General features: G+C 58.7%; 19 protein-coding genes and 1 pseudogene. 11 read left to right on the top strand and 9 right to left on the bottom strand.

Annotated features, from left to right (window positions below; genetic code table 11):
• Together E2L05_RS18440 and rimO are read left to right on the top strand one after the other, a co-directional pair.
• The coding region (locus E2L05_RS18440; RefSeq protein ID WP_279512645.1) for a GcrA family cell cycle regulator at nucleotides 1–324 on the top strand (324 nt) is incomplete at its 5' end.
• Nucleotides 325–646: 322 nt separating this feature from the next.
• Nucleotides 647–2,020 carry a 30S ribosomal protein S12 methylthiotransferase RimO gene (rimO, locus tag E2L05_RS18435; protein WP_133344297.1) on the top strand — a complete coding sequence of 458 codons (1,374 nt, stop codon included), beginning with the start codon at nucleotides 647–649 and terminating at the stop codon, nucleotides 2,018–2,020.
• A 609-nt stretch (nucleotides 2,021–2,629) separates the two neighbouring features.
• On the opposite strand, the gene E2L05_RS18430 is transcribed toward rimO, so the two are convergent.
• Nucleotides 2,630–2,920, bottom strand: coding sequence for a DUF6455 family protein (locus E2L05_RS18430; RefSeq protein ID WP_133344295.1), 291 nt, complete (start codon nucleotides 2,918–2,920; stop codon nucleotides 2,630–2,632).
• A 73-nt stretch (nucleotides 2,921–2,993) separates the two neighbouring features.
• Nucleotides 2,994–3,704 carry a M48 family metallopeptidase gene (locus E2L05_RS18425; protein ID WP_133344293.1) on the bottom strand — a complete coding sequence of 237 codons (711 nt, stop codon included), beginning with the start codon at nucleotides 3,702–3,704 and terminating at the stop codon, nucleotides 2,994–2,996.
• Nucleotides 3,705–3,738: 34 nt separating this feature from the next.
• Between E2L05_RS18425 and E2L05_RS18420 the strand changes: the two genes are divergently transcribed.
• Together E2L05_RS18420 and E2L05_RS18415 are read left to right on the top strand one after the other, a co-directional pair.
• On the top strand, nucleotides 3,739–4,146 hold the full coding sequence (locus E2L05_RS18420) for a thiol-disulfide oxidoreductase DCC family protein (RefSeq protein WP_243722055.1): 408 nt from the start codon (nucleotides 3,739–3,741) through the stop codon (nucleotides 4,144–4,146).
• Nucleotides 4,147–4,202: 56 nt separating this feature from the next.
• Nucleotides 4,203–4,454 (top strand): hypothetical protein, encoded by a 252-nt coding sequence (locus E2L05_RS18415; RefSeq protein WP_133344289.1) that lies wholly within the window; start codon nucleotides 4,203–4,205, stop codon nucleotides 4,452–4,454.
• Between the two features lie 3 nt (nucleotides 4,455–4,457).
• On the opposite strand, the pseudogene E2L05_RS18410 reads toward E2L05_RS18415, so the two are convergent.
• Nucleotides 4,458–4,714 (bottom strand): annotated as a pseudogene (locus tag E2L05_RS18410) (DUF167 domain-containing protein).
• A gap of 71 nt (nucleotides 4,715–4,785) precedes the next feature.
• Between E2L05_RS18410 and E2L05_RS18405 the strand changes: the two are divergent.
• The 3 genes from E2L05_RS18405 (at nucleotide 4,786) to E2L05_RS21185 (ending at nucleotide 6,774) form a co-directional block, all read left to right on the top strand.
• The gene (locus tag E2L05_RS18405; protein WP_133344287.1) at nucleotides 4,786–5,364 is read left to right on the top strand and encodes a nitroreductase family protein; all 579 of its coding nucleotides are present in this window, start codon (nucleotides 4,786–4,788) and stop codon (nucleotides 5,362–5,364) included.
• The gene (locus E2L05_RS18400) at nucleotides 5,364–6,056 is read left to right on the top strand and encodes an EI24 domain-containing protein (protein ID WP_208016280.1); all 693 of its coding nucleotides are present in this window, start codon (nucleotides 5,364–5,366) and stop codon (nucleotides 6,054–6,056) included. The genes E2L05_RS18405 and E2L05_RS18400 overlap by 1 nt, the downstream gene beginning before the upstream one ends.
• A gap of 151 nt (nucleotides 6,057–6,207) precedes the next feature.
• Nucleotides 6,208–6,774, top strand: coding sequence for a VPLPA-CTERM sorting domain-containing protein (locus tag E2L05_RS21185; protein WP_243722054.1), 567 nt, complete (start codon nucleotides 6,208–6,210; stop codon nucleotides 6,772–6,774).
• 93 nt (nucleotides 6,775–6,867) lie between these two features.
• On the opposite strand, the gene E2L05_RS18390 is transcribed toward E2L05_RS21185, so the two are convergent.
• The 6 genes from E2L05_RS18390 to E2L05_RS18365 all read right to left on the bottom strand — a co-directional run bounded on the left by E2L05_RS18390 (nucleotide 6,868) and on the right by E2L05_RS18365 (nucleotide 11,989).
• Nucleotides 6,868–7,158, bottom strand: coding sequence for a DUF1467 family protein (locus tag E2L05_RS18390; RefSeq protein WP_133344283.1), 291 nt, complete (start codon nucleotides 7,156–7,158; stop codon nucleotides 6,868–6,870).
• Nucleotides 7,159–7,180: 22 nt separating this feature from the next.
• The gene (gene mce, locus E2L05_RS18385; protein WP_133344281.1) at nucleotides 7,181–7,585 is read right to left on the bottom strand and encodes a methylmalonyl-CoA epimerase; all 405 of its coding nucleotides are present in this window, start codon (nucleotides 7,583–7,585) and stop codon (nucleotides 7,181–7,183) included.
• 122 nt (nucleotides 7,586–7,707) lie between these two features.
• A complete protein-coding gene (purF, locus tag E2L05_RS18380) occupies nucleotides 7,708–9,177 on the bottom strand; it encodes an amidophosphoribosyltransferase (protein WP_133344303.1) in 1,470 nt (489 codons plus the stop codon).
• Nucleotides 9,178–9,339: 162 nt separating this feature from the next.
• Nucleotides 9,340–9,900, bottom strand: a complete 561-nt coding sequence (locus tag E2L05_RS18375) for a CvpA family protein (protein ID WP_133344279.1) — start codon at nucleotides 9,898–9,900, stop codon at nucleotides 9,340–9,342.
• 21 nt (nucleotides 9,901–9,921) lie between these two features.
• The gene (radA, locus tag E2L05_RS18370) at nucleotides 9,922–11,283 is read right to left on the bottom strand and encodes a DNA repair protein RadA (protein ID WP_133344277.1); all 1,362 of its coding nucleotides are present in this window, start codon (nucleotides 11,281–11,283) and stop codon (nucleotides 9,922–9,924) included.
• A gap of 133 nt (nucleotides 11,284–11,416) precedes the next feature.
• On the bottom strand, nucleotides 11,417–11,989 hold the full coding sequence (locus E2L05_RS18365) for a biotin transporter BioY (RefSeq protein ID WP_243722053.1): 573 nt from the start codon (nucleotides 11,987–11,989) through the stop codon (nucleotides 11,417–11,419).
• A gap of 109 nt (nucleotides 11,990–12,098) precedes the next feature.
• Here E2L05_RS18365 and E2L05_RS18360 point away from each other — a divergent pair, with 109 nt between their 5' ends.
• From E2L05_RS18360 to E2L05_RS18345, 4 genes are all read left to right on the top strand, one after another.
• Entirely contained in the window at nucleotides 12,099–12,767 is a 669-nt protein-coding gene (locus E2L05_RS18360) for an SDR family NAD(P)-dependent oxidoreductase (protein ID WP_133344299.1), read from the top strand.
• A gap of 138 nt (nucleotides 12,768–12,905) precedes the next feature.
• The gene (gene surE / locus E2L05_RS18355) at nucleotides 12,906–13,691 is read left to right on the top strand and encodes a 5'/3'-nucleotidase SurE (RefSeq protein ID WP_133344275.1); all 786 of its coding nucleotides are present in this window, start codon (nucleotides 12,906–12,908) and stop codon (nucleotides 13,689–13,691) included.
• Nucleotides 13,688–14,329, top strand: a complete 642-nt coding sequence (locus tag E2L05_RS18350; protein ID WP_133344273.1) for a protein-L-isoaspartate(D-aspartate) O-methyltransferase — start codon at nucleotides 13,688–13,690, stop codon at nucleotides 14,327–14,329. The genes surE and E2L05_RS18350 overlap by 4 nt, the downstream gene beginning before the upstream one ends.
• A gap of 43 nt (nucleotides 14,330–14,372) precedes the next feature.
• Nucleotides 14,373–14,757, top strand: a 385-nt coding sequence (locus E2L05_RS18345; RefSeq protein WP_341776762.1) for a LysM peptidoglycan-binding domain-containing protein, incomplete at its 3' end; no start/stop codon positions are given.

Raw genomic sequence — 14,757 nt, 5'->3', positions numbered from 1 at the left:
CCCGTGGAAAGCGTACCGGTAAAAGTGGTTCAGCCCACCAACCGTCGCCAGATTATCCCGGCCGGTCAGCCACTTCCACCGCAGCCCTCTGCGAACGAGATCAGCCCAGAGGCACTCGCGTCGCAGCGCGAGGTGGAAAAGCGCGCCAAGAAGCTATCGCTCATGGAACTGACAGAGCGCACGTGCAAATGGCCAATCGGCGATCCTGCAACGCCAAATTTCTGGTTTTGCGGTCTGCCCGTCGAGCAAGGCAAGCCCTATTGCGAAGCCCATGTGGGCGTGGCGTTCCAGCCCATGAGCGCACGGCGTGACCGCCGCCGGTAAAATCGACCGAAGATTGGGGATTGAGCCACCGCGATATACGCGTGTCGGATCGGGTTGTCTTGTGTCAGGCAGCCCGAAACTTGCCGGGTAGAGAGGCGCGGTCGCGACGAAACGAGAGTTTCAAGGGCTTCTATTCTGACCTAAACAGCGAACAATGGCACGTTACGCACACACGCCGAAAAAAGAGGCTGCGTCTTTCCCTTAAGCCGCTGCATCAAAGGGGACACAAAAACCCTTTAGATCTGAGTTTTTGCCTGACGTCGCCCCATCCGGGAAATCCTATGCTCTTCATCCACCCTTCATGCTGGTGTAAAGGCACGTGATGGATATCAACCCGCCGAATCTCCGCCCCGATCTTGCGCCCAAGGTGCAGTTGCCGCGTGACAAACGCCCCGGTCAGCCGACCATTGGCATGGTCAGCCTTGGCTGCCCAAAGGCACTGGTCGACAGCGAACGGATTTTGACCCGTCTACGCGCCGAAGGCTATGCGATCAGTGCGGATTATGCGGGCGCTGATGCTGTGGTGGTGAACACATGCGGCTTCCTGGATAGTGCCAAGGCCGAAAGTCTGGATGCTATCGGCGAGGCCCTGCGCGAAAACGGGCGCGTCATTGTCACCGGATGTCTAGGGGCAGAGCCTGATTATATCACTGGCGCACACCCGCGGGTGCTGGCCGTGACAGGTCCACATCAATACGAACAAGTTCTGGATGCCGTGCATACCGCAGTACCGCCCAGGCCCGATCCGTTTGTCGATCTACTTCCTGCACAAGCAGTCACCCTGACACCGCGCCACTACAGCTATCTGAAGATTTCAGAGGGCTGCAACCATGCCTGCAAGTTCTGTGTGATCCCGGACATGCGCGGACGCTTGAACAGCCGTCCCGTTGCTGCCGTCATGCGCGAAGCTGAAAAACTGGTTCAGGCAGGCGTGCGCGAATTGCTGGTCATCAGTCAGGATACATCTGCTTATGGCACCGATTGGAAAGATCGCCCCACAAAGGCGCCGATAACCGATCTGGCGCGCGATTTGGGTAGCCTCGGCGCATGGGTGCGTCTGCATTATGTTTACCCCTACCCCCATGTGCGCGACATGATCCCGCTGATGGCGGATCCGGCCAACGGCGTTTTGCCATATTTGGACATTCCGTTTCAGCATGCGCATCCCGACGTTCTCAAACGCATGGCACGCCCAGCGGCCAGCGCGCGCACCTTGGACGAGATCGCAGCGTGGCGCAGCGTTTGCCCCGACATCACGCTGCGATCGACTTTCATCGTTGGGTACCCCAGCGAAACCGAAGCCGAATTCCAGACGCTGCTCGACTGGCTGGATGAAGCCAAGCTCGACCGGGTCGGCTGTTTCCAGTATGAGAACGTGGCAGGAGCGCGAGCGAATGCCCTGCCCAATCATGTTCCCGACGAAATCAAGCAAGACCGCTGGAACCGGTTCATGGAAAAGTCGCAGGCTATTTCTGCCGCCAAATTGGAAGCAAAGGTCGGCACGCGGATGCAGGTCCTTGTTGATCTGGTTGAAGACGATGCCGCCACATGCCGCACGATGGCAGATGCCCCTGAAATCGATGGCAACCTGTTCATTGACGAAGGGCACGAAGGGCTAAAACCCGGGGACCTTGTGACGGTAAATGTGGACGAAGCCGGGGATTACGACCTTTGGGGCCAAATATCGGGACAGTAGGCGCTCAGTCTGACCGTTCGTGCCACAGCGCTCGATCAAGCTGATACCGGTCATTCGGCGTTTGAGGGGTGATTTTCTGGATATGCGCGGGTTGTGACACAGCGCTTTGTTGCGGCACGAGCACCGGTTTTAAACTGAATTGTGCAGGACGTAAGCTGGGTGACACATTTACCCACCGTCCCCACTGTCACGAAATGAAGATGCTGAACCTCTTTGACCCGTCGAAGGTGCATCACACCGCGTGGATGCCGACGGCCTTTGGCATAGCCAAGTTCCTAGGGTCCTGATCTATGCAGGCGCAGATATCGCGTTGTGTTTGCGCCGATTGATGCGAAGGCGTGACTTCTACTTGCGGAATATCGCGGCGGCTTGTCTGATCGGGGCAAACCTGCTGCACAGCTTCAAACTTGGCGCATTTCTGACTGAACTTTTTGCGTCGCACCATCCTGTGTGGCCATCGGATTGCGCATGCGCCGTCGGAAAGGCGCATCTCGTGCGGCGACCAGATCGACGCCCAAACAGTTCGACGCCCGCACCATGCCATCACGTTCTGCCGATCCACGGCTAAGCCTTTGCCCATCCCGCATCGATTGACGCTAAGCTAAGGGCTTATTCGGCGGCGGGCATTCGCAGTTTGGCAAATGTTTCGACATTTTCGCACAAGCTGGGCACATCAATCGGGTCGTCAGTTTCTTGCGCGGCCATCCATCGACTGCACCCGCCGTCGCGCTCCCACGCACAGCCACGACATCGCTGAACCATATTCGACCAGTTTTCGGTGGTCAGGTTGCCTGATTCCACTTCGGCGGCAAGATCGACACCGGCGGCGCGTGCCATGTCTTGCACCAGCCAGTAATGGGTTGTTGCGTCGCCAAGCGGCTTTGGGGGATGGCAGGTCATCGTCGTCTCCGTCGTTTTACCGAACAACGACAACCTGCTTCGACCCGGTGCCGCCTTGATGCAGATCAAGGCATCACTGCAACTGGGAAGCCACCTCGCGAACAACGCGCTGACGCTGTGCATTGGGCGGATGAGTGCCCAAAAATACATCACCGGGATCGGGAATGCGGGCAAAAAACTCGGCGCCCTGCACAGGATCGAATCCTGAACGCGCCGCTATTATTGTGCCCAATGCGTCGGCTTCCAGCTCAAAATCCTTGGAAAAGACCCGCGACCCGGCTTGGGCGCCCAGCCTTTGTGCCGCTTCAATGGACCCGATATCGCCGCCGGATGCGGCCACCACAGACCCAATCAACACCGCGCCCCAGACTGCGCTGGCTTGCTGCCGGTCAAGATGCCCCTCGATATGGTGCGCGGCTTCGTGCCCCAGAACAAAGGCCAGTTCGTGGGCGCTTTGCGTCTCGCGCAGCAATGGGCCTGTCACGATCAAAAGTGGTCTGCCATTCTCGTCCCGTGTTTGATACGCGTTCGCGGGGACGCCGGGACGATCATCAAAGATAATCCGGAAATCACAATCTCTGACATTTCCACGGTTTCGGCACAGAGCCTCGGCTACCGGTTCTACACGTTGCACGACCTGCGCGAAGGGCAGCACAGCACCATCCGGGACGCGAGACGCCCGACCTGACTGTGCTTGCGTTTCGACCGGGCGCGGCGTCGTGGTCGCACACCCTGCCATCAACACCAACATTGCCCCCAACCCGATCAGTCGCGCCCTTTGCATGCACCACTCCGTCCGTCGCGATTTGCTTTCTGTCATGGCACTCTATGTAAGGGCGATGACGCCAGACACCACCGTAATCTACAATGCGAGTTGCCCGATCTGCTCGCGCGAAATTGAACTTTACCGACGGTACAGCACCGCGCGGGGTCTTCCGCTGCGATTTGATGACCTGAATACCGTTCAATTGGCACAATGGAACCTGACCCCCGAAGACGCGGCCCGACGGCTTCACGTGATCGAAGACGGCAAGCTATTGTCAGGCACCGACGCATTCTTGACAATGTGGGCCCGAATGCCGCGATATCGCCCCCTTGCCCGCATTGTTGGACTTCCCGGCATTCGCCACATTGCCGCGCTGGTATATGAAGCCGCGCTTGCACCTGCCCTGTATGCGCTGCACCGTCGCAGAGTGCGCCGTTTGGAATGCAAAGGCCCCCTTTAAGCCATCGCACCCTTGGCCTAGCGTGGGGTTGCAAATGCAGCACAAGGTCAGCGCCCATGTTCTCTATCGAGCACGATTTTGACGCCACCGTCGTCACCCTAGTCGATGACAGCGCAGCGCCGCTTTCAGAAGACATCACCGTTCACGCGTTTGAAGATTGCGTCACCATCGAACAGTACGATCCACGCCGCGATGATGTGATCCGCATCACATTCACAATGGGGCAAGTCCGCGACTTTGCCGCAGCATTGAATCTGCCCGAAGGCGTGTACCGCATGGGCGGTGGCGGAAAAGCCGACCGAACCTGAAAGTCAGTCCAGCCGAAAAACCTTGTCGCGGCTCTTGGAACCTCGCACCAGCGTCAACCGCGATTTTCAACCCCAAGATGTGCCGCGAGTAGCTTCTGGACAGCGATGTTGGCTTTTCCGCCCTCCGGCGGGACAGTGACGTAGGCCAGCAATGGATCCCCCGTTGCACGGCCCGGTCCAAGCCGCGCGCGCGAGGCACGGGGCGTGACACGCACAGCAATCATGCCGCCGCTTTCGACTGCACCGGGCGCGCGGTTCATCGTTGCCTCCTTGAACACTGGATCAGAATGACACAAGTCAGCACCAGACCCAACTCACCGCGGAGAAACTCATGCCAGATCCAAACCCAGCCGCGCTCGAATTTCTGCTGACGCGGCGCTCACGGCCCGCAAAAACGCTGGCGGCCCCATGGCCTGACCGGGATGAATTGATGCCGATCCTGACGGCAGCCGCTCGCACGCCGGACCACGGAAAACTGGAACCATGGCGCTTTATCGTGCTGACCGGCGCCGCGCCCATGCGGCTTGCCGCCCTTGCCCAGGAAATTGGAACCGCACAGGGCCGCGCGCCAGACCAGATCGGAAAAATGACAGATCAGTTCACCCGCTCGGGTTGCTGTGTGGTGGTGGTCAGTTCGCCCAAAGCGTCGGAAAAAATCCCAGAGATCGAACAGGTCCATTCTGCCGGTGCAGCGTGTCTGGCGCTGCTGAATGCAGCTTTGGCTTCGGGCTGGGGGGCGAACTGGCTGACCGGATGGGGCGCGCATGATCCTGACTTCTGCAAGCGCGGCCTTGGCTTGGCAAAGGGCGAAACCGTTGCAGGGTTTATGCATATTGGCAGCGAAACCAGCATTCCACCTGAACGGCCGCGGCCGGACCTTGCAACCATCACAAACTGGCACACAGAGTGATCCTGTCTGATCTCTTTCGTGCCGTCGGGCAAATCGGTGACCCGGCCTTTCGCCGCGTTCTGTTTCTGGGGCTCGGACTGACTCTGCTTTTGTTGGTCGGGGCAGCGATCGGTGCGGGTTGGTTGGTCGCGGCCCTGATCCCGGAAAGCATATCGCTGCCATGGGTCGGTGAGATCGGGTTCCTCGATAACATCGCGTCGGGAGTATCAGTCCTTGGCGTGTTGGCCTTGTCGGTCGTATTGATGGTTCCTGTGGCGTCAGCTTTTACCGGATTGTTTCTGGATGATGTCGCCGATGCGGTCGAAGCGCGCCACTATCCCGGTGCGGGGCCAGTACGTCGGCAACCCTTCTTATCAGCGGTCGCCGACACATTCCGGTTCCTTGGCCTGATGATCGTCGCAAACCTTTGTGCGTTAGTTCTGTACCTGATTTTTGCGCCCCTCGCGCCGGTCATCTTCTGGGGTTTGAACGGGTTCCTGCTGGGACGAGAGTACTTCCAGTTGGTCGCAATCCGCAGGATGGATGAAGCAGCAGCCCGCAAATTACGACGCCGAAACAGTGGGCAAATCTGGCTCGCAGGAGCCTTGATGGCGATTCCTTTGACGGTGCCAGTTTTGAATCTTTTTGTACCGATTCTCGGCGCTGCGATGTTCACACACGTTGTTCACCGCCTCTCGCGCAACCCTAGGTAAACTACTATTTTCTGGAATTTCATTCCCATACGTCAGGTTTTCTATACTTTTTAGCCGTTAACTATACTTTTGTTCCCATAACGGTAAACTTTATGTTAATTTCTGCGCGGACGACAATTTTTGTGTCTTGTTTCTCAGGAGGAGACTTTTAATGTATCATTTGAAAACCATTGCAACAGCAGCTGTGTTAGCTGTAGCTGCTGGAACCGCTGCAAACGCTGCTGTGGACACCATACAAGCACCAACAGGGTTTTTCGTCCCGACAGTTGGTGACGAGAACTTTTCCCCCTATCGTCGGGGCGCAAGCGAGGATTGGGGCTGGACGCATGGCGCGATTGCGGGTCCTATCACGTCCGCAAGCCTTAATATCAGCGCGCACGATGTCGACGCAGCCGATGGGGAAGTTGACAACATCTATGCCTATGACGGCATGACACGGGTTCTGCTTGGGTCGCTCGCAGGTGCAAACGGTGTTTTCGCGTTCACCGAGTTCGTGCTTGGCGCGAACTTCTATGACGATATCGCAACAGGCCTGATCGTTGAGATCGACATTGACGTTAACAACGACGGTTGGCTCGTCGCGCTTGGAAAATCGACATTGACCACAGATGGTAGTGGTCCGGGCAACCCGACACCAACGGTTCCTCTTCCTGCCGCAGGTTGGATGTTGATTGCTGGCGTTGGTGGCCTTGCCGCTATGCGGCGCAAGAAAGGCTAGATCCTAGCCTGTCGGTTGTGAATAAAAGGCACCCGGTTGGGTGCCTTTTTTTGTGGCGTATTTGCAGTACGGTGTAAGACCGCTGTGCAGATTTTAATTCACGTCTACCGACGAAGGTGGCCCCATACGGTTCAATATGTCGATGTCTCGCACAGATATCGCGCCCGACATGATCGTACCGCCAATCAATATCCACAACCCAATCGCCCAGATCGTTGTTAACTTCGCCCGCCGCCACATCTGTGGATCGGCAGGGGCCGAGGAATGGGTGCCAGGGACGATGTTACCATCCTCGCCTTGCGTTTTCAGCCGCAGCGGTAAGACCACGAAGAACACCATGAACCAGATGACGGCGAACAGCACAAAGCCGGATGACACATTCATGATCTTACCTTTCCAAGCAAGTTTACACTTGCTCCAGCTCTACAAGACACCCGTTGAAGTCCTTTGGATGCAGGAACAAAACGGGTTTGCCATGGGCACCAATTTTTGGCTCACCGCTCCCCAGAACACGCGCGCCAGAGGCTTTCAAGTGATCTCTCGCAACGATGATATCGTCCACCTCATAGCAGACGTGGTGGATGCCACCTGAAGGGTTCTTCTCCAAAAAGCCGTTGATCGGGCTATCATCACCCAATGGGTAAAGTAATTCGATCTTGGTATTCGGCAATTCGATAAACACAACCGTCACGCCGTGATCGGGTTCGTCCTGCGGGGCCCCGACATTGGCCCCGAGGGCATCGCGATACTGAGCCATCGCGGCCTCAAGATCTGGCACCGCAATGGCAACATGGTTCAAACGACCGATCATGGCAAACTCCTTGGATAACGAAAGATTCAAGGCGTTATCCCTTGCGCTCCCGAGCGTGACAAGCAGACACGCGAGCGCATGTCGCTAGGGCGCGGGCCACTTTCTGGAAGACATATTCAGCCTTATTCGGCAGCTTTCAGTTCGAAACCGCGCGCCATCATGTCGGAAGGCCTTACAGGATAGTCGCCCGAGAAGCACGCGTCGCAATACTGAGGGCGTTCCGCGTTTCTGCCATTTTCCTCACCAACGGCCCGATACAACCCATCCAATGAGATGAAGCGCAAGCTATCGACCCCTAGATAGAGCCGCATCTCTTCTTCAGACATGGTCGCCGCCAGAAGTTTGGACCGTTCTGGCGTGTCGACACCGTAAAAACACGGCCACGACGTGGGTGGGCTGGCGATGCGGAAATGTACTTCTGCGGCACCGGCATCGAGCACCATTTCTTTGATCTTGCGGCTGGTGGTTCCGCGCACAACGCTGTCATCCACCAAGATAACCCTGCGCCCTTCGACCAAAGCACGGTTCACGTTCAGCTTGAGACGCACACCCATATTACGGATCTGTTCTGTCGGCTCGATAAACGTGCGTCCCATATATTGGTTGCGCGTGATCCCAAGGGCAAACGGCAGCCCGCTTTCGGCGGCAAAGCCAACCGCGGCTGGCGTTCCACTGTCTGGGATTGGAATTACCAAATCCGCATCCACAGGCGCTTCGCGGGCCAGCTCAACACCGATTGCACGGCGCGTTTCATACACAGAGCGGCCACCAATGATCGAATCTGGGCGCGAGAAATACACATGCTCAAAGATGCAGAACCGGCCCTTGGCGCGATCAAACGGGAAGTAGCTCGTGACGCCTTCGTCGCTGATGACGACCATCTCGCCCGGCTCAATTTCGCGGATCAGCTCGGCACCGATTATGTCGAGCGCACATGTTTCAGACGACAACGCATATCCATCGCCAACCTTGCCAAGCACGAGCGGGCGAACACCTAACGGGTCACGCACACCGATCAGCTTGGTTCGGGTCATTGCAACGACCGAAAACGCGCCCTCAACCCGGCGCAGCGCGTCTTTCATGCGTTCCGGGATGTCACGCTGCAGCGACCGGGCCATCAAATGCACAATGCATTCGCTGTCGGAACTGCTTTGAAAAATAGACCCACGCTCAATCAACTCTCGGCGGAGCGCATCGGCGTTGGTGATGTTCCCATTATGGGCAATCGCCGCGCCCCCCATGGAAAACTCGCCGAAGAAGGGCTGCACATCGCGGATCTGGGTGTTGCCCTTTGATCCGGCGGTGGAATATCGCACATGGCCAATCGCAACATCGCCGGGCAACTGGTCCATCACAGACTGCTTTGTAAAGCTGTCTCGGATGTAGCCAAAGCGCCGAACCGAATTGAACCCCTGCTCGGCATGGTGGGTGACGATACCGCCAGCCTCCTGGCCGCGATGTTGAAGCGCATGCAGACCAAGCGCGACGAAATTCGCCGCCTCTGATGTGCCAATCACGCCAAAAACACCGCACTCTTCGCGGAGTTTGTCGTCACCGACAGCTTCGAATGGATGACGCGGAAGCGCCGCCAAAGAAGCAGGTCGTTTTGGGCCGTTGGGGCATTGCCTTGCGGGGCGGGGATCGTGCGTCACAGGCGCGTGCTCCGATTCCGTTGCGGTCGGCTCGACACATAGACCCAAACAAACGGAGTGTCACGAAACGATCACATGAAAACGTCTAAGGGCGACTTAACGTCAGGTATCGGACCCACAGGTGCCCACGAGTTCCTCGTAGCGCAACAATATCCAGCCGGGTGCATCTTCAGGAACCCACCCGTCGATGTCGTCCTGCATACCGGAAAACACCTGTGCCGTGCGGCTTTCTTCGATCATCGCAACCGGATCGCCGGCAACCACGCGGTCATAAACCACCATCGCAATCGCGATAAGGGCGATCCCTCGCAGCGCACCGAAAATGAACCCTGCTCCTTGATCCAGCCCGCCAAGGGCCGACCTTTGGACGACCGTGGAAAACAATGGCGTGAATAGCGATACGACGACAAGGGCAATGGCGAACACGACCGAGAAGGCGGCGATGATCGACAACTCACAAGAACCCCTCAGAAAATCACCTACATAGGGGATTTCCTTGACCAAAGGCTCTGCCCGGCCCGCAAACAGAAATGCCAGCACGGCGGCTGCAATCCAGCCAACAATGGCCATCCCCTCGCGGACAAAGCCGCGCGAATAAGCCAGAAGCGCTGAAACCACGATGACGGCAGCCACCACCCCATCGATAATGGTGAACCCGTCCATACGCGTCACTCCCTTAAGCCGCTAACCGGCACCGAAAAAATCACCGACAAAGCCGGTCAGATCGACCTGAGGGGACAGCGTCATCGACGATTGCGAAGCAGCCTTGCCCCCTTTGGGCACGATCGCTTTGGAAAAACCAAGTTTCTCCGCCTCTTTCAACCTGTTTTCCGCCTGCGAGACAGGTCTGATTGCTCCAGACAGGCTGATTTCGCCAAAAACTACGGTTTCGGCAGGCAATGCCACATCTTCCCGGGCCGACAAAAGCGCCGCCGCGACTGCAAGGTCGGCCGCCGGTTCGGTCACGCGAAGCCCGCCCGCCACATTTAGATACACATCCAGCCCAGCAAACGGGATACCTGCCCGAGATTCCAACACCGCAAGGATCATGGCAAGTCGGCTGCCATCCCATCCAACAACGGACCGGCGGGGGGTGCCATGGGGGGCAGGCGCGATCAGCGCCTGAAACTCGCAAAGCAGCGGTCGCGTTCCTTCGATCCCTGCAAATACCGCCGACCCCGGTGCCGGGTCGCCCCGATCTGCGAGAAACAGGGCTGACGGGTTTGCAACCTGGGCCAGACCATTGCTTGTCATTTCGAACACACCGATTTCATCGGCAGGCCCAAAGCGGTTCTTGACGGCGCGCAAAATGCGGAACGGATGCCCACGCTCGCCTTCGAAATAGAGCACTGTATCGACCATATGCTCAACCACGCGCGGGCCCGCGATCTGTCCGTCTTTGGTGACGTGCCCCACAAGGAAGACAGCGATGCCACGCCGCTTGGCAAAGGTCGTCAATTCATGGGCGGCGGCCCGCACCTGACTGACCGATCCGGGTGCGCTATCGACCGTGTCCAGCCACATGGTTTGGATCGAATCAACGATCACCAAATCCGGCGCTTCGGCTTCTAGAGTGGTGAGGATATCGCGCAGATTGGTTTCCGCCGCCAAACTGACATTCGCATCCGCAAGACCCAACCTTTGCGCACGCATCCGCACTTGGGCACTGGCCTCTTCACCGGAAACGTAAACCGCACGAAGCCCGCGCCGACTGAACGCGGCAGCGGCTTGCAACAACAACGTGGACTTTCCGATGCCGGGATCGCCGCCCACAAGGGTGGCAGACGCAGGGACCAACCCTCCGCCAAGGACACGATCAAGCTCCGCCACACGGCTTTCGGTGCGTGCGGGCGGTGCTTCGGTCGCGGCGAGTGAAACAAGCGGGACAGTTCGACCTTTGACCAATCCGGCGCTGCGTCCAGGTCCCGAGGTCAGCGGTTTATCTTCCACGACCATATTCCAAGCACCGCACGCTTCGCAGCGTCCAGACCATTTGGTGTGGCTCGCACCGCAAGCGGTGCAGGAAAATGCTGCGGTTTTTACCATGTCGCCACATGCCCCAAAGCTGCGGCGCAAGGCAAGACCTCGTACGGCAGCGGCACCTATTCCGGCGGGGTCGGTTCAAAAAAAAGGCCGCCCGGAAGGGCGACCCAATCTCTTTCCGGCACAGTGCCGAAGATTACTTCTGGCTACGCAGCGCTTGCCAACCGCCCGCTGCGATCATCGCGGCGACAGCAGATTTCACAACGCCGCCCAAAAGGAATGGCAGCATACCAGCGGCAATCGCGCCGTTCAGGTCAAGCGGTGTAACGGCCCAGAGCCACGCAACGCCCGGCACGAACAACAGGGTCGCAGGAACAAGCGCCGCAACCACCAACCGTGGCAGGCCGCGCCCAAAGCCGCGCTCAACCATCAGGCCTGTCAGCCATGCCATGCCGACGAAACCCAAAAGATAGCCGCCTGTTGGCCCCATCATGTAGGCAACGCCTGCGCCGCCACCGGCGAACACGGGAAGCCCGACAGCGCCTTGCGCGAGATAGGCAAGCAGCGTGGCCCCGGCCAGACGCGCACCATAGGTGAGGCCGATCAGCGAAATCGCCAGAGTTTGCAGCGACATCGGAACTGGGAACATCGGCACTTCGGCGCGTGCGCTTACGGCCACAAGGAACGAGCCAGCCAGCACCAATGCGAGTTTGGCAAACCAGCTATCGGTGGGCAGAACGGCCTGTGTCAGGGTCATCTGGCGTGTCATGGGCATTTCCTTTGGAGTCTCATGTTTATATCGCCGTTTTTCGCGGAACATGGCCCATTGTCAAGCATCCCTACTTGCGCTGGCGGTCATGCCGCGCCTAAACGGGCGCATGACCGATGCTAAATTAACCGCCCTCCCCGTCCTTGTAACCGGCGCTTCGCGCGGGCTTGGTGCAGCCTATGCGCTGGAACTGGCCCGCCATGGGCACCATGTCATGGCAGTTGCCCGCACCACTGGCGGGTTGGAAGAATTGGACGACCGGATCAAACAGATCGGCGGAAGCGCAACGCTTGCACCGCTGGACATCACTGACGATGGGGCGATGCAGCACATGTGCCGTTCCATTCACGACCGTTGGGGCGGCGTCGCGATTTGGGTACATGCCGCTATTCATGCCGCCCCGTTAACACCGGTGCCGTTCATCGACGCCAAGGACTGGACCAAAAGCATCAACGTAAACACAAACGCCACGCAGCGCTTGATCGCCTATATCGCGCCGCTATTGGGCAAGAGCGCAGATGCGAAAGCCGTGTTCTTTGACGACCCCCAATCCAGTGGCAAGTTTCTGGGCACCTATGGCGCCAGCAAGGCTGCGCAGATGGTTTTGGCCCGCAGTTGGCAGGCCGAGACCGCCAAGACAGGTCCGACCGTGGTTATTCAAACTCCTGCCCCGCTGGCAACGGCGACCCGCGCCCGGTTCTACCCCGGTGAAGATCGCGATGTGTTGGCGTCCCCTGCGGACGAAGCGGCGCGCCTATGCAGCGCGCTGTTGGCATAAGGCGCATGACTTTCCTTTGGCGCGCGGCATACTTGCCACGGGCCAAGCATGCACGAAGGCCGCCCCTGCCAGTGCGCTTTACCGCGACCGGGCAACGGACTAACACGGGCGGGAACCCAACCCGCGTCGGAGTGACCCATGCGAATTCTCGTAACCAACGATGACGGCATAAATGCGCCGGGTCTCAAAATTCTGGAAGCGATTGCCGCGGAAATCGCCGGCCCCACTGGCGAGGTGTGGACCGTTGCACCTGCGTTCGAGCAATCGGGGGTCGGCCACGCCATCAGCTACACACACCCGACGATGATCGCAGAACTTGGCCCCCGCCGTTTCGCGGCCGAAGGGTCCCCCGCCGACTGCGTTTTGGCTGGCGTGCACGATGTTCTGAAAGGCAAAGCGCCGGACCTGATTCTGTCAGGTGTGAACCGGGGCAACAATTCAGGCGAGAACGTTGTCTATTCCGGCACAGTCGGTGGCGCGATGGAAGCCGCCTTGCAAGGATTGCCAGCCATCGCAATGTCACAATTCATGGGCCCAGCAACCCAAACTCTGGATGATCCGTTCAATGCGGCGGCAAAGCACGGCGCCTCGACTGTGCGAACACTGCTGGACAAGGGCATCTGGGATGACGCCGACTATCGCCTGTTCTACAACGTCAACTTCCCGCCGGTGGCCGGCGATGACGTTGCGGGGCTGAAGGTCACGCGCCAAGGGTTCCGCCCGAACACCTTTTTCACGGTTGAGCCACATCTCGCACCATCTGGTCGGCGGTTTTTGTGGGTGCGCGGCGCCGCACAATCGGTAGAGGCCGAACCGGGCACGGATGTGGCCGAAAATGTGGCCGGTTACATCACCGTGACCCCCCTGCGTGCTGATCTCACAGCCCATGAAACACTTAAAGATCTGAAGGATCGACTGGAATGAACGAGCCTGACGAACGCTTGGCGCAGTTCGTCTTCACGCTGCGCTCAAAAGGGATAACCGATGAACGGGTTCTGACCGCGCTGGAAACGACGGATAGGTCAGCCTTCATTCGCGGCACGTTTTTGGACCGGTCCCATGACGACATGCCGCTGCCCATTGAATGCGGCCAGACCATCAGCCAGCCGTCTGTCGTTGGGTTGATGAGCCAGGCACTTCGCGTCGGTCCACGTGACACTGTTTTGGAAATCGGGACCGGGTCGGGCTATCAGGCGGCGGTGCTCAGTAAACTCGCGCGGCGCGTTTACACGATCGACCGGTTTCGCCGCCTGACTGATGCAGCACAAGCACGGTTTCAGGCGCTTGATATGCACAACATCACGGTGTTTACCGGCGACGGATCACATGGCCTGCCCGGGCAGGCCCCGTTTGACCGCATTCTTGTGACCGCCGCAGCCGAGGATCCACCCGGCCCCCTCTTGGCGCAGTTGCGTGTGGGCGGTATCATGGTGGTTCCAGTGGGCCAATCTGACACTGTGCAAACCCTTATCAAGGTGTCGCGCACCGAAGATGGGCTAGACTATGACGAGCTTGGACCAGTGCGCTTTGTGCCATTGGTCGAAGGGCTTGGCGATGAATGAAACCCAACCCCGGCGCAGACCGGGGCATGCCGAGGCAAGAGCAATGACCAACGCCATCCTCACGGGGCAAATTACCCCCACGCTGTCCCATCGCACACGCGCCGCCCTATCGCGGCTTGCGTTGCTTGCGGTGATCGGGACCGTGGCCGGGTGCAGTAGCCTGTCGCTTCCGGGCGGGTTTGATTTGATCAATGGTGACCCGGTGACCGATTCTGCGGCGCAGCCGACAGCCTCGCGCCCAGAGCCAGACGCCCGCGGCGTGATCTCGTATCCCAATTACCAAGTCGCCGTCGCGCAGGAAAACGACACGATTGGGGCTATGGCAGCGCGGCTTGGCCTTGGCGCCGAAGCGTTGGCCGAAGCCAACGGCCTGCCGGAAACCTCGCGCTTGCGCGAAGGTGAATTGCTGCTGCTTCCCACACGCGTTG

The organism is Meridianimarinicoccus aquatilis, from assembly GCF_004358675.1.
In the GTDB taxonomy this organism is placed as follows: Bacteria; Pseudomonadota; Alphaproteobacteria; order Rhodobacterales; family Rhodobacteraceae; genus Meridianimarinicoccus; species Meridianimarinicoccus aquatilis.
The sequence above is the reverse complement of the archived record's forward strand: the minus strand, read 5'-3'. Positions and strand labels throughout refer to the sequence as shown.